Raw genomic sequence first — 18,954 nt, 5'->3', positions numbered from 1 at the left:
AAAAAAAAAAAAAAAAAAAAAAAAAAAAAAAAAAAAAAAAAAAAAAAAAAAAAAAAAAAAAAAAAAAAAAAAAAAAAAAAAAAAAAAAAAAAAAAAAAAAAAAAAAAAAAAAAAAAAAAAAAAAAAAAAAAAAAAAAAAAAAATGCGCACCCCCGAGAGCCGGGGCAAGGGCCAACTCCTCGACGGCAGCCCCTCGTACGTCACCAACGACAAGGCCCTCGTGAAGAACCTGGACCTGGACCTGGAGGTGGTGTTCGCCGGGTCCGAGGCCGCGCAGATCACCCAGATCCAACGCTTCGCCAAGGACCGCAAACCCTTCCTCACCTACTGGTACACCCCGCAATGGCTGTTCGAGCGGGTCCCCATGACGGAGGTGAGACTGCCCCCGCACACGGAGGGCTGCGACGCCGACCCGGAGAAGGTGGCGTGCGGCTACCCCCGGACCCCGCTGAAGAAGTACCTCAACGCGCGGTTCGCGAAGGACGGCGGCGAGGCCGCCGCGTTCCTGAAGCGGTTCCGGTGGACCGAACGCGACCAGAACGAGGTGGCCCTGCTGATCGCCGACGAGAAGCTCACCCCCGAGGCCGCCGCCCGGACCTGGGCGGAGCGGCACGAGGACGTGTGGAAGCCCTGGGTGTCCTGACACCGGGCCCCGATCCGCGCGGGCGGCGGTGACCGGGGGAGGGTGACCGGGGGAGGGGCGGGGCGGGTCTTCGAACCGGCCCCGCCCCGCCCGTCGGCACCCCGTTCGCGCCCGTCCGGGGGTAGCGTCCCGGGCATGGACCTCCACACCACCGCAGCGCGCGCGCAGCGCCTCAAGAAGCTGCACGCCGACCACAAGCCCCTCGTGCTGCCGACCGTCTGGGACGTCTGGTCGGCGCGCACGGCCGCCGGGGCGGGCTTCCCCGCGCTGACCATCGGCAGCCACCCCCTGGCCGAGTCCCGGGGGGCGCGTGACCAGGAAGGACAGACCTTCGAGGAGGTGCTCGCCGCCGTCCGGCCCATCATCGCGGCGGTCGACGTGCCCGTCTCCGTGGACCTGGAGGCGGGCTACGGGCAGCGGCCCGCCGACCTGATCGCCGGGCTCGTCGAGGTCGGCGGCGCCGGCCTCAACATCGAGGACACCGTCCACTCGGAGGGCGGACGCCTGCGCGACACGCGGGAACACGCCGACTACGTCGCGGGCCTGCGCGCCGCCGCCGACGACGCCGGGGTCCCGGTGTGGATCAACGGGCGCACCGACCTCTTCGCGCACGCGCAGGACGCCGCCGCCGTCCTGGACGAGGCCATCGAACGACTGCTGGCCCTGGAACGGGCCGGCGCCGACAGCGTCTACCCCGTGCGCATCCAGGACGACGACGAACTGCTCACGGCGGTCACCGGCGCCCTCGGCGTCCCGGTGAACTCCACCGCCCACCCCGTCAAGCACGACCTCGACCGCTTCCGCCGCCTCGGCGTGGGCCGGATCACCTACGGCCCGCTGCTCCAACTCGCCATGACCGATGCCATGAAGGACGCCCTGCGCCCCTGGGCCCCGTAGCACCCGCCGCCGGAGCACCACCGCAGCGCTCCCGGCCGGTGGGATCATGGGGCATGGACACCGTGAACCCCCTGGTCGGGGACACCCTGGAGCTGCGACCGCTGTCCGCCGAGGCCCTGGCGGCCTGGGCGGCGGCGGACGGGGAGGGGCTGCGCCGGGCGACCGGCGCGCTCTTCCCCGACCCTCCCGCGCCGCCGCCGCTCATGGAGGACGCGCTGCCGTTCATGCGGGACCGACTGCGCGCGCACCCCGACGAGTTCGGGCTCTGGGCCTGGCTGTGCGTGCTCCGGGCCGGCGGCGAGGCCGTCGGGTCGGCGGGCTTCGGCGGGCACCCCGACGAGGACGGGTTCCTCGTGCTGGGGTACGCGATCCGGCCGGAGTTCGAGGGGGCCGGCCTGGCCACGGAGGCCGCCGGACTGCTCACCGCGTGGGGTCTGGCCCGGCCCGGGGTCGCGGGCGTGCGGATCACCGCCGCCGCGGACAACCCCGCCTCCCGCCGGGTGGCCGCGAAGGCCGGTTTCACCGAGGTGGGCCGGGCCCGGGACGAGGAGGTGGGCGAACTCGTCGTCCTGGAACGCCGAGGCCCCGCCCCACTCCCCACCGACGCCGGCGACGCCGCCGACACCCCCCGGTGACCCTCTCGTGAGCAGCGCGGCGGGCACCCCCGCGACCCCGGGAACACATGGCGCGAAATGGCGCACAGGCGTCGTGTCGGATTTCGTTCGATTGGGTTAGCGTCGCCCTGCGAACACCGATGGGGAGGTCTCGTGCGTGCTCTCGTCTATCTGGGCCCGGGTTCCGTCGAGTTGAGGGACAGGCCCGCCGCGCGGCTCGTGAACGGTGACGACGTCGTCGTGGACGTCGTGGGAACGGGGGTCTGCGGCACCGACCGCAAGATCCTGCTGGGGCGGTTTCCGGCGCGACCGGGGGTGATCCTCGGGCACGAGTCGGTCGGGGTGGTCCGGGAGACCGGGCCGGCGGTGCGTTCGGTCTCCGTCGGGGACCGGGTGGTGGTCAACCCGACGCTGTACTGCGGCTGGTGCGTGCCCTGCCGCCGGGGCGCCACCAACTTCTGCCGGCACAAGACCGGCACGGAGGTCGGGGTGGACCGGGACGGCACGTACGCGGAGAGCGTCACCCTGCCGGAACGTTTCATCGAACGGCTTCCGGCGGGCCTGTCCTTCCGCGAGGCGGTGCTGATCGAGCCGCTCGCCTGCGTGCTGAGCAACGTGCGGGCCGCGTCCGTCACCTTCGACGACACCGTGGTGGTGCTCGGCGCGGGCCCGATCGGGATGCTGACCGCCCTGGTCGCCGGCCGCCAGGCCCGCCGGGTCACGATCGCCGAACCGGACGCCTACCGACTGGACCGGGCCCGGGAGCGGTTCGCGCACGTGGTGGACGTGTCCGGGACCGACACGGCCGAGGCCGTGGTGAAGGCATCGGGCGGCGACCGCCCCTCCGTGGTCTTCGACACCACCGGCACCGGCCTGGACACGGCGCTGCGGCTGATCGACGACGGCGGCCGGGTGGTGGTCATGGGCTTCGACGACACCTACACCGTCCCCCTGGCCCCGCTGCGGCTCACCAACCGGGGCATCAGCGTGATCGGCGCCGGGGACTACCGGGCCGACGTCTTCCCCGCCGCGGTGGACCTGGCGGCCGAACTCTCCACCGCGCGCCCACCCGGCACGCCCGGGAACCCGGGCCCGGGATCGGACACGGACGACGCGGACTCGGTGCTCGGCCGGCTGGTGACCCACGAGTTCCCGCTCGAAGGCTTCGCCGAGGCGTTCACCGCGCTCGGCGGCCCGCCCTCGCCCGACGCGGCCCCCGGGGGCCGACCGCGCTACGACGCGCTCAAGGTGGTCATCCGCTCCCGGACCGTCCCGCTCGGCGCCGACGGCTGGCCGGTGCACGCGTGAGCCCGGCGGCGGCCTCAAGGGCACGGTTCGGCTCGATCGAGTCGGGCGGGACCAAATTCGTCTGCCTGATCGGCGCGGCCCCCGACCGGATCGAGGCCGAGGTCCGCTTCCCCACCGGGCCCCCGGGCCCCACCCTGGACCGGGCCATCGAGTTCCTCCGGGAGGGCGCCGCCGAGTTCGGGCCCCTGGACGCCGTCGGCATCGCTTCCTTCGGGCCCCTCGAACTGCGCCCCGGACACGTCCGGTTCGGGCATCTCGCGGCCACCCCGAAGCCCGGCTGGTCCGGCGTGGACGTCGCCGGTCCCGTCGCCGCCGCGCTCGGCGTGCCCGTGGGCATCGACACCGACGTGAACGGCGCCGCCCTGGGCGAGGGCCGCTGGGGCGCCGCGCGGGGCCTGGACACCTACGTGTACCTCACCGTCGGCACGGGCATCGGCGGGGGCGCGGTGATCGGCGGCGAGGTGGTCAGCGGCCTGGTCCACACCGAGATGGGCCACCTCGCGGTGCCCCGGATCCCCGACGACCCCTTTCCCGGCTCCTGCCCCTTCCACGGGGACTGCTGGGAGGGCCTGGCGGGCGGCGAGGCGATGGCCGCCCGCTGGGGCGCTCCGGCGGAGGAGCTCACCGGGGACACCCTGCGCCGGGCGCTGCGCTGGGAGGCCGCCTACCTGGCGGCCGGTCTGCGCAACATCGTGTACACGACCGCGCCCCAACGGATCGTGATCGGCGGTGGCCTCGCCGCCCTGCCCGGTCTCTTCCCCCTCGTGCGGGCCGAACTGGTCGCGGCGCTGGGCGGGTATCCGGGGCTGTCCGAGCACGCGGCGGAGGAGTTCGTGGTCCCGGCCCGACTCGGCCGGCTGGCCGGAGCGGCCGGCGGGCTGGTCCTCGCGTCCCGGGCGGCAGAGGCCGGGCTGCCCCCGGGCAGGGGGCCATCGGGGGGACCCGGGACATGACGCGGGCCGGGGACGGGCAGGTCGGCGGGTATGACGAGCCCTGACCCGACGGGCCACCCGGACGCGGCCACCCGGTCCTGGCTGGCCCGGCACGCCCTGCCCGGGGCCCGCTTGTGCGGGGTGGACCCGCTGCCCGGCGGGTTCACCAACGACATGGTGCTGCTCACCGCCCGACACCCCGGGGCGCCGGAGCCCGAACGGTACGTGCTGCGCCGGCACCGGCCCTCCGGCAGTCGTTTCCCGCGCAACACCTGCGGGGTGGAGGTGGCGGTGCTGGCCCGGGCGGCGGCCGGCGGGGTGCCGGTGGGCCCGGTGGTCGCGGCCGATCCGCAGGGCCGGGCCACGGGCCGGCCCACCCTGCTCTACCGGTACGTCGAGGGCGTCCCGCTCACCGGGGTGCTCGGGGACGGCCCGGCGCCGGCCGGGGCCCGGTCCCTGGGGCGGGCGGTGGGCGCGGTCCTGGCCCGGATCGGACGGGTGCGGCTGGCCCGGCCGGGCGGGTTCGCGGATCCCTCGCTGGTGCCCGTCGCCGAGGCCCCGCCGCCCCTGGCCGACCTGGCGGGCTTCGTGGACCGCTGCCTGGCCGGGGCGCCGGCGGACGGGCCGCTGACCGCCGGGGACGCGGCCCGACTGCGGGCCCTGGCCGGTCGGGGCGGGCGGGCGCTGGGCGCGGTGGCGCGCGAACGGGGCCTGGTGCACGGGGATTTCAACCCGAAGAACATCCTGGTCCGGCGCCGGGCCGGGGACTGGGAGGTGGCGGCCGTGCTGGACTGGGAGTTCGCGTTCAGCGGCTCCCCGCTCTTCGACCTGGGCAACCTCCTGCGCTTCGCCCACGAGTACCCGCCCGCGTTCGGCGCCGGAGTCGTCGAGGGCTTCCGCGCGGGTGAGGGCCGGCTGCCCGCCGACTGGTCGGGGATCAGCCGGACCCTGGACCTCTTCGCCCTCGCGGACATCCTCACCGCGCCGCCCGACGCGGACTGCTTCGCCCGGGCCCGCGCCGTGCTGCACCGCCCCACCGCCCGCCCCTGACCGACCACCCTTGACCGCGCCGACCGAAAGACCGGGCCGCCGCGCGGACCGTCGAATTCCGCCGGCCGTTTTCGAATGCCCGGAAAAAGAGGGCCGACACGGGGATCTTCTCACCGTGCCGAATGTCGATTAGTGTGCCCGGGTCGAGCGAAAAATCCTTTGACCGAAGGAGAATTCCGCCGTGTTGCACGACAGTCCGGAAAGCATCCCCAAGGCGCCCACCCCGACCGTCCGCTGCAACGGGACGCCGCCCACCCCCGCCCTGCGCGAAGGCCCCTGGTACAAGCCCGACACCCCGCTCAAGAGCAGCTTCCGCGAGGACGTGGACGGCGGGGTCCCGCTGCTGCTGCACGGCACCGTGCACACCCCCGAGGGCAAGCCGATCGCCGGCACCCTGCTCGACTTCTGGCAGGTCGGGGACAGTGGCGTCTACGACGACGACGGGTTCGCGCTGCGCGGGCACCAGTTCGCGGACGACCGGGGGCGCTGGCGGCTGGAGACCGTGCTGCCCGCCCTGTACCCGGGCCGGACCCGGCACGTGCACGTGAAGGTGCAACCGCCCGGCGGCGCCGTGCTGACCACGATGCTGTACTTCCCCGGCGAACGCCGAAACCACCTCGACAAATACTTCCGGCCGGAATGCCTGATGGACGTGCGCCAGACGCCCGAAGGCTGGGAGGCCGTGTTCGGCTTCATTCTGGACGCGTGAATTCAGGTCCCGGAACACCGGGCGCGACAATTCCGTCCCACCGCCCGGGAGGAATTCCCCCATGCCGTCCGCCGCTGCCCCGCGGGCGGAAATCGACAGGAGTCACATGGCCGACCTCGTGCACGCACGTCACGGCGTCCGCGGCACCGTGCGCGGCGACACCCGGGGCGATGTCCGCGCCGAAGCGCTGGATTACGCCCGCAACCACCTGTACTACCCCGTCAGCGCCTACGAGATGGACCACGGCGAGGGCGTCCACCTGTACGACACCGACGGCAACGAGTACCTCGACTGCGCGTCCGGCACCTTCAACCTGAGCCTCGGCTACGGACACCCCGAGGTGGTCAAGGCCATGCGGGACCAGGCCGAACGGCTCGTGCACACCACCTCCACCTTCCAGACCGCGCCCGTCAACGACCTCGTGCGCCGTCTGGTCGAACTGACCCCGCCGAACCTGACCAAGGTGCACCTGAAGGTGTCGGGCGGCTCCACCGCCAACGAGGGCGCGGTGAAGATGGCCCAACTGGCCACCGGCCGCCGTGACGTCGTCACCCTGTTCCGCAGCCACCACGGGCAGACCATGATGACGACCACGATGTCGGGCGAGTCCTTCCGCAAGGCCCCCTTCCCGCACCTGATGCCCGGGGTGCTCCAGGTCCCCGACCCCTACTGCCTGCGCTGCTTCTACCGGCAGGCGGGCCCGGACAGCTGCGGCATGCTGTGCGTCGAGCGCATCAACGACTTCCTCGACCACGCCAGTTCCGGCAGCGTGGCCTGCGTGGTCGTCGAGCCGATCTCCGGCAGCGGCGGCAACATCGTGCCGCCCGACGGCTACCTGCCCGCGCTGCGCGCCCTGTGCGACGAACGCGGCATCGCCCTGATCTTCGACGAGATCCAGACCGGCATCGGCCGGATCGGCCGCATGTTCGCCGCCGAGCACTACGGCGTCCGACCCGACATCCTCACCACCGCCAAGGGCCTCGGCGGCTCCGGGGCCCAGGTCGCCGCCATCGTCGCCGACGAGAGCATGTCCGGGCTCGGCACCGACCACCACTCCTTCACCTACGGCGGCAACGTCCTCGCGGCCGCCGCCGCGGCCACCACCCTCGACGTGATCGCCCGCCCCGGCTTCCTGGAGAACGTCCGCGAGGTGGGCGCCCACGTCATGGAACGGCTGCGCGCCCTGGCCACCCGCCACCCCGCCGTCGTGGACGTGCGCGGCCTCGGCCTGATGATCGGCATCGAGATCGGCGACGAGCGGGGACGGCCGCACAGCGAACGCGCCCAGGCCCTGGCCCGACGCGGCATGGAACACGGGCTGATCCTGCGCACCTCCCGCTACGGCCGGGGCAACGTGATCAAGATCCGTCCGCCGCTGATCCTCACCCGCGCCGAGGCCGATCTGCTCTGCGACCGCCTGGAGGCCCTCTTCGCCGCCGAGGCCGCCGCGTGACCGGGCCCCTGCGGGAGTACGTGATCGGGCTGGCCTCGGCCGTCCGCGAGGCGGCCCTCGCCGGCCGGCACCGCACCGGAAGCCGGCAGGTGCGGGGCCATTCGCCCGGCGGCGACGCCCAGTTCGGGCTCGACGACGCGGCCGAGGAGGCCACCTGGAAGTACATCGCCGACCACGACCTGCCGGTGGCCGTGTACTCCGAGGACGGCGGCCTGCGCCGGCACGGCACGGACCCGCGCCACCTGCTGGTGGTCGACCCCATCGACGGCACCCGCCCCGCCGTGGCCGGCCTGGAGTCGGCCACCGTCTCGGTGGCCGTCGCCCCCCTCACGCCGCGCCCCCGCATCGCCGACGTGGACCACGCGCTGCTGATGGAACTGGGCACGGGCGCCTACCTGTACGGGGACAGCACGACGCCCGGCATCACCGCCCACGGCTACGACCACCCCGTGCCGCGGCTCACCGACACCACCGACCTCACGCGCATGTTCTGGTCCCTGGAGTTCAACGGGCACCCGGCCCGCCTGATGACCGAGGCGTACGGCCACCTCGTCGACGCCTCCGCCAACACCGGCGGGGTCTTCGTGTTCAACAGCGCCACCTGGTCCATCTCCCGCATCCTCACCGGGCAGCTCGACGCCTACGTGGACATCGGCAACCGCCTGCTGCGCGACGACCCCGACCTGCTGCCCGAGTTCGAACGGGCCGGCAACGGACGGGTCCTGCACCTCTTCCCGTACGACATCGCGGCGGCCGTCTTCCTCGCCGAGCGGGCCGGGGCGATCATCACCGACGGCCACGGCCGGCCGCTGGGGGACACCGTCCTGACCGACCTCGACGTGACCAACCAGAGGTCCTGCGTGGCCGCGTCGACCCCCGAACTGCACCGGGCCCTGCTGTCCGGGATCCGATGGAGGAGGTGACGCCCGTGCGCCCGCAGACCACCCCGCCCGCACCCGACGACGCCGAGTTCCGCACCCTGCTGGACCGGCTCTCCGACAAGGCGACCGCCGACTACTACAACCCCTTCACCACCTTCGACTGGCCGGAGACGATCCCCGCCGACGGACTGTGGATGTCCCCCGAACTGCTCTCCGTCCACGGCACCGAGCTCATGGACGAGCTGAGCCCCGCACAGCTCCGGGCACTGAGCCGCTGGGAGAGCGTCAACTTCTACAGCCTGAACGTGCACGGCATCCGCGAACTGCTCATCGAGGTCACCCGGCGCGTCCACACCCCCGGCTTCGAGCTGCCCTCCGAGTTCTTCCACCACTTCATCGGCGAGGAGAACGACCACATGTGGTTCTTCGCCACCTTCTGCCTGCGCTACGCCGACAAGATCTACCCCGACAAGGCCGTGCGCCTGCCCGACACCCCCCGCGACCGCGACATCGAGAACTTCCTCGTCTTCGCCCGCGTCCTGGCCTTCGAACAGATCGTGGACCACTACAACGTCCACCTCGCCGCCGACACCCGCCTGCACCCCACCATCCGGCACCTCAACCGGCTCCACCACCAGGACGAGTCCCGCCACATCGCCTTCGGGCACCGCCTCGTGGAACTGCTGTGGCGTCGGGTCCGCGCCGCCCACCCCGACCCCGCCACCCGACGGGAACTCGGCGACTACCTCACCCGCTACCTCACCGGCAGCGTCGAGTCCTTCTACAACCCCGCCGTCTACCGGGACGCGGGCCTGCCCGAGGGGTACGCCCTGCGCCGCCGGCTGCTGGCCCACCCCGCGCGCCGCGCCGCCCACGCCAAGGTCCTGCACAAGACCACCGGCTTCCTGCACCGGATCGGGGTCCTCGATGCCGACCACTGACGCGCGGGCCGAGGGCGCGACCTGGTCGGTCCGGGACGGACTGGCCACCCTGGACGAACCCGCCCTGCTCCTCAAGGAGGCCCTGGACGCGGTGTTCACCCGCTGGGCCGCCGAGGCCGGGGCCCGCCGGCGCGGCTACCCGCCCCTGCTGCGCGCCGAGGATCTGCGGACCCTGGACTACTTCCGCAACTTCCCCCACCTGGGCAGCCCCGTCACCCGCATCCGCCCCGACCGCCTCGCCGCCCACGCCGCCGGCCCGCCCGACGAGCACACGCCACCAGGGGAGCACGCGCCGCCCGCCGGGGACGCGCTGCCCGCCGGGGACCTGGCCCCCGCCACCCACCTGCTGCCCTCGGCCGCCTGCTACGGCTGCTTCCTCGACCTCTCCGACACCGACCTCGACACCCCCCTCCTGATCACCACCGCCGCCCAGTGCTTCCGCAACGAGGACCGGCACGACGGACTGCGCCGGCTCTGGGGCTTCACCATGCGGGAGATCGTGTGCGTCGGCTCCGCCGACACCGTCCGCGCCCACCTCGACCGACACCGCGACCGGATCACCGCCTTCGGCACCGCCCTCGGCCTGCCCCTGGAGCGCAGACCCGCCACCGACCCCTTCTTCGAGAAGGACGGCCGACGCACCGTCATGCAACTGCTCGCCCCCGTCAAGGACGAGTACCTGCACACCGACGGCACCGCCGTGGCCTCCACCAACAACCACCGCAACTTCTTCGGCGAACGCCGCGCCATCCGCCACGCGGGCCGCCCGGCCTTCACCGGCTGCGTGGCCTTCGGCCTGGAACGCTGGGTGCACGCCCTCGGCGACCGCCACGACGGCGACCTCACCGCCGCCCTGCACGCCGTGCGACGCGCCGGAGCCCGCTCGTGACCCGGCTGGCCGACCGCCTGGGCCTGCGCCTGCCCCTGCTCCAGGCGGGCATGGGCGCCGTCGCCGGCCCCGAACTGTGCGCCGCCGTCTCCCGGGCCGGCGCCGGCGGCACCCTGGCCCTCTACAAGGAACCGCCCGCCTGCGCCGCCCGCCTGACCCGTGCCGTCGCCGCCGCCACCGACCGCCCCTTCGGCGTCAACGTGATCCCCGAGGTCATCGGGACGACAGGCTGCCTGGACCAACTCCGGGCCGTGCTCCCCGAACTCCCGCCCACGGCCTTCGTCACCTCCTACGGACCCCTCCCGCCCGAGGCCGCCGACACGATCCGCGCGGCCGGACACCCCCTGGTGGTCCAAGTCGGCACCCTCCCCGACGCGCACACCGCCCTGGCGCACGGCGCGACCGCCCTCGTCCTCCAAGGGGTCGAAGCGGGCGGCCACCTTCTCGGCCGACACCCCGCGCACCACCTGCTGGCCACCGTCCGGGCCCACCACCCGCACGCCCTCCTCGCCGTCGCGGGCGGCGTCGCCACCGGCCGGGACCTCGCCCGCGCCGTGGCCCGGGGCGCGGACGGCGCCATGGCCGGCACCCTGTTCGTCCCCACCGCGGAGTCCGCCGCCCACCCCCGGTTCAAGGAGCGCGTGCTCGCGGCCGGGGCCGAGGACACCCTCGTCACCACCCTCTTCGACATCGGCTGGCCCCACCGCCCCCACCGGGTCCTGCGCACCCCCCTCACCACCGCCCCCGACCGCGCCCCCGCCGCCTTCATCGCCACCACCCGGGTGGACGGCCGCGACCACCCCGTGCCCCGCTACAGCGCGGCCGCCCCCGGCGCCGCCACCACCGGCCGCGTCGAGGAGATGGCGATGTACTGCGGCCGGTCCTGCGCCCGCGTCACCGCCCCCCACCCGGCCGCCGCCACCGTGGCCCGAATCCACCGCGAATACGACGAAGCCCGCCGAACCCCGGCCTGAGAGGTGCCCATGGACGACGTGACCAAGCCGATCGTGGACTGGCTGCGCGAACGCAACCCCACCGTCGGGGAGATACCGGAGGACCTCGACCTGATCGAGAACCGCCTGATCGACTCCCTCGCCTTCATGGAGTTCATCCTGCTGCTGGAGGACCTGATCGGACGCGAGCTGCGGCTCGACCAGATCGACGTGGACCAGTTCCGCACCCTGCGCTCCCTCACCGAGCACTTCCTGAAGGGGTGAGCCGGCCGTGAACCCGTGGCCACCGGCGCCCGGCCCGGGCCGGGTCACCTCCCTCCACCTCGCCGCCCGCCCCGGCGCCCCCACCTTCCGCGTGCCGCGCGCCGAGGCGGTGACCGGCCGGGGCCTGCTCGGCGACCGCAACCTCTGGACCGGCGAAGGCCCCCGCCCCCGCCGGCGCGGCACCGGACGGGCCTCGGGAATCTGCGACATCACCCTCATCGAGGCCGAGGCGCTCGACGCCCTCGCCCGGGAGCACGGCATCACGCTCACCCCCGCCGAATGCCGCCGCAACCTCGTTTGCCGCGAGATCCACCTCGCCCCCCTGGTGGACCGGGAGTTCCGGGTCGGCGACGTGACCCTCCGCGGCCTGAAACCCGGCGAACCCTGCGCCCGCCTCGAACAGCTGGTCCGTCCCGGCCTGATCCGGGGACTGCTGCACCGGGGCGGACTGCGCGCCGAGATCGTCCGCGGCGGCACGATCGGCGTCGGCGACCGCATCCACTGAACCGGAGAGGAACACGCATGTCCATCGAAGGCACCGCCCCCGACGCCCCTTCGGCGAAGGCGGTCCGGCGGGCCGAGGAGGCCCGCGAGGAACTCGCCGCCGCCGGCCTCGGCGTCTCCGTGCGCACCCTGGGCACCGGCTTCGCCCTCCGCCTGAACCAGCGGGCCGCCGAACACCTCGCGACCCCCGAGGACCCGGCCGCCCCCGACCGGGCACGCGGTCTGGTCTCCGAGGTGCTCGCCGGCTCCCTGCCCGCCGCGCACGCCGACCTCGTGCACCGGACCCTGCCCGCCCGCGCCGCCCGGATCCGCGCCGCCGCCCGGGGCGCCGGCTGCGAACTGCTCTCCCCCCGGACCCTGCCCGCCCTCCTCGCCCCCGTGCCCCTCGACGCGACCCTGCCCGGGACGGAACTGTGGTTCGGCGTCCTCGAACCGGGAGCGGGTCAGGGCCCGAGCGCCCCGTTCACGACCGGACCCGCCTCCGAGACCCCCGCCCTGGCCCTCTTCCGCGGAGACCTGCACTGCGTGTACCAGGGCCCCGGCGAGGACCCCGCCCTGTGGTGGACCATCCACCGCGCGGACGGCAGCGCGCCCCCGGCCCGGCCCCTCCCCGACCACCACACCCTGGGCGGCCCGGCCCTGGCCGTGTTCAAGGACCGGCTGTACTGCGCGCACCGGGGCGGCTCCGGCGACTGGGGCATCGCCGTGACCTCCTGCGACGGCACCGACTGGACCCCCGACCTGCCCGTCCCCGGGGCCGCGAGCGTATACGGCCCGGCCCTCGCGGTCTTCCGCGACACCCTGCACCTCGCCTACGCCGAGGCCGGCCAACAGATCATGCTCACCACCAGCGAGGACGGTCACCACTGGACGGCCCCGCGCCCCGTCCCCGACTGCCGCACCACCCGGTCCCCGGCGCTCGCCGTGTACGACGACGCCCTGCACCTGCTGTTCGGCAACCCCGAGGACGCGAGCGTCCGGTGGAGCCGACTGCGCGGCGCCGCATGGAGCCTCGAAGGCGCGCTGCCCGGCCACCACACCCGCAGCACCATCGGCCTCGCCGTCCTCGACGGCCGACTGGTCTGCGTCCACCGGGACCGCGCGGTCCAACGGCTGCGGTGGTCCGCGTTGGACGGGACCCGGTGGACCGAGGACACCGAGATTCCCGGCCTCAGCAGCAAGTACGGCCCCGCGCCCGTGGTGCTCCGCGATCCGACCGGCGCCCGGGACCAACTGCTGTGCGTGTACCGGGGCCACGCCCGGCACACGATCACCGAGGAGGGCGAGGTGCTGACGGAGGAGGACCCGGCGGGACTGCACGAACTGGACGATCTCGAAGCCGACCCCGAACCCGGCACCGGTGTGGCCCGGGGCTGAGGCGAACCCGCGCGGCGAAAACTGCAAGACTTTGCGCAAGGTCTTGCAGGAAGCTCGGGCGGCACCTACGGTCGCTGCGAATCACCCCGTCCCGCACCCGAGGAGACCCGTGATACGCCCCGCCCTCGTCGGCGCCGCCGCCGCGCTCGCCGCCACCCTGGCCGCGAGCCTCCTCCCCGCCCCGCCGCCCGCCCGGCCGGCCACCGCCCCGGCGCCGCCCGCCCCGCCCTCGGACGCCGCGCTCGCCGGCCGGCCGGCGCGGCACGACCTGACGCGGGAACAGTTCTACTTCCTGCTGCCCGACCGCTTCGCCAACGGCGACCCGCGCAACGACCGGGGCGGCCTGACCGGCTCCCGCCTGGAGACCGGCCTGGACCCGACGGACAAGGGCTTCTACCAGGGCGGCGACCTGAAGGGGATCGCCGACCGGCTGGACTACATCAAGGGGCTCGGCACCACGGCCATCTGGCTGGCGCCGATCTTCGCCAACCAACCCGTGCAGGGCACCGGAAAGGACGCCTCGGCCGGCTACCACGGCTACTGGATCACCGACTTCACCCGCGTCGACCCCCACTTCGGCACCAACGCCGACCTGGAGCGCCTCATCGACAAGGCGCACGCCAAGGGCATGAAGGTCTTCTTCGACGTCATCACCAACCACACCGCCGACGTGGTCGACTACCGCGAGGGCTCCCGCGACTACCTCGCGAAGGGCGCCTTCCCCTACCTGACCAAGGACGGAGAACCCTTCGACGACGACGCCGACGCCGCGTACGCGGACCGGCCGGGCGCGTTCCCCGCCGTGGACGCCGACTCCTTCCCCCGCACCCCCGTCGTGCCGCCCGCGAAGCGGAAGGCGAAGACCCCGGCCTGGCTCAACGACCCGACGATGTACCACAACCGGGGCGACTCCACCTTCGCCGGGGAATCCTCCGACCGGGGCGACTTCTCCGGCCTCGACGACCTGTGGACCGAACGCCCCGAGGTCGTCGAGGGCATGAAGCGGATCTACGAGAAGTGGGTCGAGGAGTTCGACGTCGACGGCTTCCGCGTCGACACCGTCAAGCACGTGAACACCGAGTTCTGGACCCAGTGGGCCACCGCCCTCGACGCCTTCGCCGCCCGGCGGGGCCGCGAGGACTTCTTCATGTTCGGCGAGGTCTACTCCGCCGACCCCGCCGTCACCGCCCCGTACGTGACCCGAGGACGGCTCGACGCCACCCTCGACTTCCCCCTCCAGGACGCGATCCGCGCCTACGCCGCCCAGGGCGCCCCGGCCGGCCGACTGGCCTCCGTCTTCGCCCAGGACCACCGGTACACCACCGACAAGGCCAACGCCTACGAGCAGGTCACCTTCCTCGGCAACCACGACATGGGCCGCTTCGGCACCTTCCTGCGCCAGGACCGGCCCGACGCCCCGGAGGCCGAACTCCTCGACCGCTACCGGCTGGCCAACGAGCTGATGTTCCTCTCCCGGGGCAATCCGGTGGTCTACTCCGGTGACGAACAGGGCTTCACCGGCGCCGGCGGCGACAAGGACGCCCGCCAACCCCTCTTCGCCACCCGCGTCGCCGACTACCTGGACGACGACCAACTCGCCACGAACCGCACCCACGCGAGCGACGCCTTCGACCCCGAGCACCCCCTCTACCGGCAGATCGCCGCGCTCTCCCGCCTCACGAAGGAACACCCCGCCCTGCGCGACGGCGTGCAGAGCGAACGCCTCTCCGACGGCTCGACCTACGCCTTCGCCCGTACCGACCCCCGCACCCGCGTCGAATACCTCGTCGCGGCCAACAACGCCGACCGGCCCCGCACCCTCGAACTCGACGCCCCCGCCGGGGCCCGCTACCGCACCCTGTACGGGGCCACGACCCCGGACACCACCCCGCGCCGCGCCTCGAACACCGGCAAGCTCACCGTCACCGTGCCCGCCTTCGGCACCCTCGTGCTGCGGGCCCTCGACCCGGCCCCCCGACCCGCCGCCGGCCCCACCCTCACCCTCAAGGCCCCCGCACCCGGCGCCACCGGCACCGTCGAACTCTCCGCCGACACCACCGGCGACCCCCTGAACCGGGTCGTGTTCGCCGCGCAGACCGGCACCGGGGCCTGGCAGGTCCTCGGCTCCGCCGACCACGCCCCCTACAAGGTCACCCACACCGTCGACCCGCGCACCCCCGCCGGCACCCCGCTGCGGTACAAGGCCGTCGTGGTCGACTCCGCGGGCCGCACCGCGAGCGCCCTCACCGCGTCCACCGCCGGCCGCACCCCGCCCCCCGAGGTCCCCACCGCCGCGCAGCGCGAGTACCTCGTCGTGCACTACAAGCGCCCCGACGGCGACTACCGGGACTGGCGCCTGTTCGTGTGGGGCGACGTGGCCGACGGCGAGGCCGAACCCTGGCCCGGCGGGCGGCCGTTCACCGGCCGCGACGCCCACGGGGCCTTCGCCCACGTCCGCCTGAAGCCCGGCGCGAGCAACGTCGGCTACCTCGTCGTCGACAAGGACGGCACCAAGGACGTGGCCGTCGACCGCACCGTCGACCCCACGAGGACCGGCGAGATCTGGCTCGACCAGGGCGAGGAGAAGGTCCGTACCGAAGCCCCCGCCGGCCCGCCGCAGGACACCTCCAAGGCCGTCCTGCACTACCAGCGCCCCGACGGCGACTACGAGGGCTGGGGCCTGCACGTCTGGACCGGCGCGGCCCAACCCACCGACTGGTCCCGCCCCCTGCCCCCCACCCGCGTCGACCCCTACGGCGCCGTGTACGAGGTCCCGCTCGCGGCCGGGGCCGGCAGCCTGTCCTACATCCTCCACAAGGGCGACGAGAAGGACCTGCCGACCGACCGCTCCCTGGACCTGAGGTCCGGCGGACACGAGGTGTGGCTGCTCGCCGGCCGCGAGAAGCCCCTCCTGCCCCAACCCGCCGCCGGGGCCGCCGACCTGGACCTCGGCAAGGCCCGCGCCGTCTGGATCGACCGGGACACCCTCGCGTGGAACGCGCCGGCGGGCGCCGCGTCCGCCCAGCTCCTCGCCTCCCGCACCGGCGAGATCAAGGCCGAGAACGGCACCCTGACCGGCCGGGCCCGATGGCTGCGCCTGACCCCGTCACAGCTCACCGCCGCCCAGAAGGCCAAGTACCCCCACCTCGCCGCGTACTCCGCGTACACCGTCGACCCCCGCGACCGCGACCGCGTCCGCGAGGCCCTGCGGGGCCAACTCGTGGCCTCCGCCCGCGCCGCCAACGGCGCCGTCCTCGCCGCCACCGGAGTCCAACTCGCCGGGGTCCTCGACGACCTGTACACCACCGACGCCCCCCTCGGCCCGGTCTTCGACCGGGGCCGGCCCACCCTCTCCGTGTGGGCGCCCACCGCCCGAGAGGTCGCCCTCGAACTCGACGGCCGCACCCTCCCCATGCGCCGCGACGAGGCCACCGGCGTGTGGTCGGCGCGCGGTGAGCCCGGCTGGAACGGCAAGCGCTACCGCTACGCCGTCACCGTCTGGGCGCCGAGCGTCTCCCGCGTGGTCCGCAACCTCGTCACCGACCCCTACTCCACGGCCCTGACCACCGACTCCACCCACAGCCTCGTCGTCGACCTCGCCGACCCGAAACTCGCCCCGCCCGGCTGGCGCGACCTGCGCAAACCCCCGCCCGTCCCGTTCACCTCGGCGCAGATCCAGGAACTGCACGTGCGCGACTTCTCGATCGCCGACCCCACCAACGCGCACCCCGGCGGCTACCTGGCCTTCACCGACACCGACTCCACGGGCATGCGCCGACTGCGCGACCTGGCCGCCGCCGGCACCTCCTACGTGCACCTCCTGCCCGTCTTCGACATCGGCACGATCCCCGAGAACCCCGCCGACCGCACCGAACCCGCCTGCGACCTGGGCATCCTCGCCCCCGACTCCGAGGAACAACAGGCATGCACGGCGGCCGCGGCCGCCAAGGACGCCTACAACTGGGGCTACGACCCCCTCCACTACACCGTCCCCGAGGGCTCCTACGCGAGCGACCCCGAGGGCACCGCCCGCACCGTCGAGTTCCGCCGCATGGTGCGGTCCCTGGGCGACGCGGGCCTGCGCACCGTCATGGACGTGGTCTACAACCACACGGTCGCCGCCGGCCAGTCCGAGAAATCCGTCCTCGACCGCATCGTCCCCGGCTACTACCAGCGCCTGCTCGCCGACGGCTCCGTCGCCACCTCCACCTGCTGCGCCGACACCGCCACCGAGAACGCCATGACGGGCCGGCTCGTGGTCGACTCCGTCGTCACCTGGGCCAAGCAGTACAAGATCGACGGATTCCGCTTCGACCTCATGGGCCACCACCCGAAGGCCAACATCCTCGCCGTGCGCGCCGCCCTCGACGCCCTCACCCCGGCGAAGGACGGGGTCGACGGAAAGAAGATCATCCTCTACGGGGAGGGCTGGAACTTCGGCGAGGTCGCCGACGACGCCCGCTTCGTCCAGGCCACCCAGCGCAACATGGCCGGCACCGGCATCGCCACCTTCTCCGACCGGGCCCGCGACGCCGTCCGAGGCGGCGGCCCCTTCGACGAGGACCCCCGCGTCCAGGGCTTCGCCTCCGGCCTGTTCACCGCCCCCAACACCTCACCCGCGAACGGCACCCCCGAACAACAACTCTCCCGACTCCGCCACGCCCAGGACCTCGTCAAGGTGGGCCTCACCGGCAACCTCGCCGACTACACCCTCACCGACTCCACCGGCCGCACCGTCAAGGGCTCCGAGGTGGACTACAACGGGGCCCCCGCCGGATACGCGGCGGCCCCCGGCGACGCCCTCGCCTACGTCGACGCCCACGACAACGAAACCCTCTTCGACGCCCTGACCTACAAACTCCCCCCGGCCACCACCCCCGCCGACCGGGCCCGCGCCCAGGTCCTCGCCATGTCGGTGGCCACCCTCTCCCAGGGCCCCGCCCTCACCCAGGCCGGCACCGACCGGCTCCGCTCCAAATCCCTGGACCGCAACTCCTACGACAGCGGGGACTGGTTCAACGCCGTCCACTGGAACTGCGCCGACGGCAACGGCTTCGGCCGCGGCCTGCCCCCGGCCGCCGACAACCGCGCCAAGTGGCCCTATGCGAAACCCCTGCTGACGGCCCCCGCCCCCGGCTGCGCGGAGATCGACGGCGCCGCCGCCGCCCACCGCGACCTGCTGCGGATCCGCACCACGGAACCCGCCTTCGCCCTCACCACCACCGAGGCGGTCCGGTCCGCGCTGGCCTTCCCCCTCTCGGGCCCCGAGGAGACCCCGGGCGTGATCACGATGACCCTGGGCGACCTCGTCGTGGTCTTCAACGCGACCCCGACCGCCCAAGCCGTCCGCGTCCCCTCCCTCGCGGGCACCCGCCACACCCTGCACCCCGTCCAGGCCCAGGGCGCGGACCCGGTGGTCCGCGGCGCCGCGTACGACGAGCAGAAGGGAGAATTCCGGGTCCCGGCCCGCACGACGGCCGTCTACAAACGCGGCTGACCCGCCCGCGCGGCATCGCCCCGGCGGAGGAGAGGGCCGAGG

15 protein-coding genes and 1 pseudogene are annotated in these 18,954 nt (G+C 73.5%); all 16 read left to right on the top strand.

Going from position 1 to position 18,954, the window contains the following annotated elements:
- Positions 1-139: 139 nt before the first annotated feature.
- A pseudogene (locus tag ACN20G_RS27465) lies at positions 140-643 on the top strand (glycine betaine ABC transporter substrate-binding protein); the annotation flags it as partial.
- Positions 644-778: 135 nt separating this feature from the next.
- Positions 779-1,540: an isocitrate lyase/PEP mutase family protein gene (locus tag ACN20G_RS27460; protein ID WP_424215890.1), complete on the top strand. Its 762-nt coding sequence runs from the start codon at positions 779-781 to the stop codon at positions 1,538-1,540.
- A 53-nt stretch (positions 1,541-1,593) separates the two neighbouring features.
- Positions 1,594-2,175, top strand: a complete 582-nt coding sequence (locus ACN20G_RS27455) for a GNAT family N-acetyltransferase (RefSeq protein WP_424215889.1) — start codon at positions 1,594-1,596, stop codon at positions 2,173-2,175.
- Between the two features lie 132 nt (positions 2,176-2,307).
- Complete coding sequence (locus ACN20G_RS27450; protein ID WP_424215888.1) at positions 2,308-3,462, top strand: zinc-dependent alcohol dehydrogenase; 1,155 nt, start codon at positions 2,308-2,310, stop codon at positions 3,460-3,462.
- Entirely contained in the window at positions 3,459-4,415 is a 957-nt protein-coding gene (locus tag ACN20G_RS27445; RefSeq protein ID WP_424215887.1) for an ROK family protein, read from the top strand. The genes ACN20G_RS27450 and ACN20G_RS27445 overlap by 4 nt, the downstream gene beginning before the upstream one ends.
- A gap of 30 nt (positions 4,416-4,445) precedes the next feature.
- The gene (locus ACN20G_RS27440) at positions 4,446-5,444 is read left to right on the top strand and encodes a phosphotransferase family protein (RefSeq protein ID WP_424215886.1); all 999 of its coding nucleotides are present in this window, start codon (positions 4,446-4,448) and stop codon (positions 5,442-5,444) included.
- Positions 5,445-5,625: 181 nt separating this feature from the next.
- Positions 5,626-6,153: a hypothetical protein gene (locus ACN20G_RS27435; RefSeq protein ID WP_424215885.1), complete on the top strand. Its 528-nt coding sequence runs from the start codon at positions 5,626-5,628 to the stop codon at positions 6,151-6,153.
- A gap of 235 nt (positions 6,154-6,388) precedes the next feature.
- Positions 6,389-7,606, top strand: a complete 1,218-nt coding sequence (locus tag ACN20G_RS27430) for an aspartate aminotransferase family protein (RefSeq protein WP_424217380.1) — start codon at positions 6,389-6,391, stop codon at positions 7,604-7,606.
- Positions 7,607-7,614: 8 nt separating this feature from the next.
- Positions 7,615-8,529 (top strand): inositol monophosphatase family protein, encoded by a 915-nt coding sequence (locus tag ACN20G_RS27425; RefSeq protein WP_424217379.1) that lies wholly within the window; start codon positions 7,615-7,617, stop codon positions 8,527-8,529.
- A 5-nt stretch (positions 8,530-8,534) separates the two neighbouring features.
- The gene (locus ACN20G_RS27420; protein WP_424215884.1) at positions 8,535-9,428 is read left to right on the top strand and encodes a diiron oxygenase; all 894 of its coding nucleotides are present in this window, start codon (positions 8,535-8,537) and stop codon (positions 9,426-9,428) included.
- Entirely contained in the window at positions 9,415-10,317 is a 903-nt protein-coding gene (locus ACN20G_RS27415; RefSeq protein WP_424215883.1) for a hypothetical protein, read from the top strand. Before ACN20G_RS27420 ends, ACN20G_RS27415 begins: the two co-directional genes overlap by 14 nt.
- The gene (locus ACN20G_RS27410) at positions 10,314-11,291 is read left to right on the top strand and encodes an NAD(P)H-dependent flavin oxidoreductase (protein ID WP_424215882.1); all 978 of its coding nucleotides are present in this window, start codon (positions 10,314-10,316) and stop codon (positions 11,289-11,291) included. Before ACN20G_RS27415 ends, ACN20G_RS27410 begins: the two co-directional genes overlap by 4 nt.
- A 9-nt stretch (positions 11,292-11,300) precedes the next feature.
- Complete coding sequence (locus tag ACN20G_RS27405) at positions 11,301-11,534, top strand: acyl carrier protein (RefSeq protein WP_424215881.1); 234 nt, start codon at positions 11,301-11,303, stop codon at positions 11,532-11,534.
- A 7-nt stretch (positions 11,535-11,541) separates the two neighbouring features.
- Positions 11,542-12,039: an MOSC domain-containing protein gene (locus ACN20G_RS27400; RefSeq protein ID WP_424215880.1), complete on the top strand. Its 498-nt coding sequence runs from the start codon at positions 11,542-11,544 to the stop codon at positions 12,037-12,039.
- Between the two features lie 17 nt (positions 12,040-12,056).
- Entirely contained in the window at positions 12,057-13,415 is a 1,359-nt protein-coding gene (locus tag ACN20G_RS27395) for a sialidase family protein (RefSeq protein WP_424215879.1), read from the top strand.
- 109 nt (positions 13,416-13,524) lie between these two features.
- Entirely contained in the window at positions 13,525-18,912 is a 5,388-nt protein-coding gene (gene pulA, locus ACN20G_RS27390) for a pullulanase-type alpha-1,6-glucosidase (protein ID WP_424215878.1), read from the top strand.
- The last annotated feature ends 42 nt before the right edge of the window (positions 18,913-18,954 follow it).

Source organism: Streptomyces dryopteridis (assembly GCF_049606955.1).
Classification (GTDB): domain Bacteria; phylum Actinomycetota; class Actinomycetes; order Streptomycetales; family Streptomycetaceae; genus Streptomyces.
Note: the sequence above shows the minus strand (reverse complement) of the source record. Positions and strands in the feature narration are given on the sequence as shown.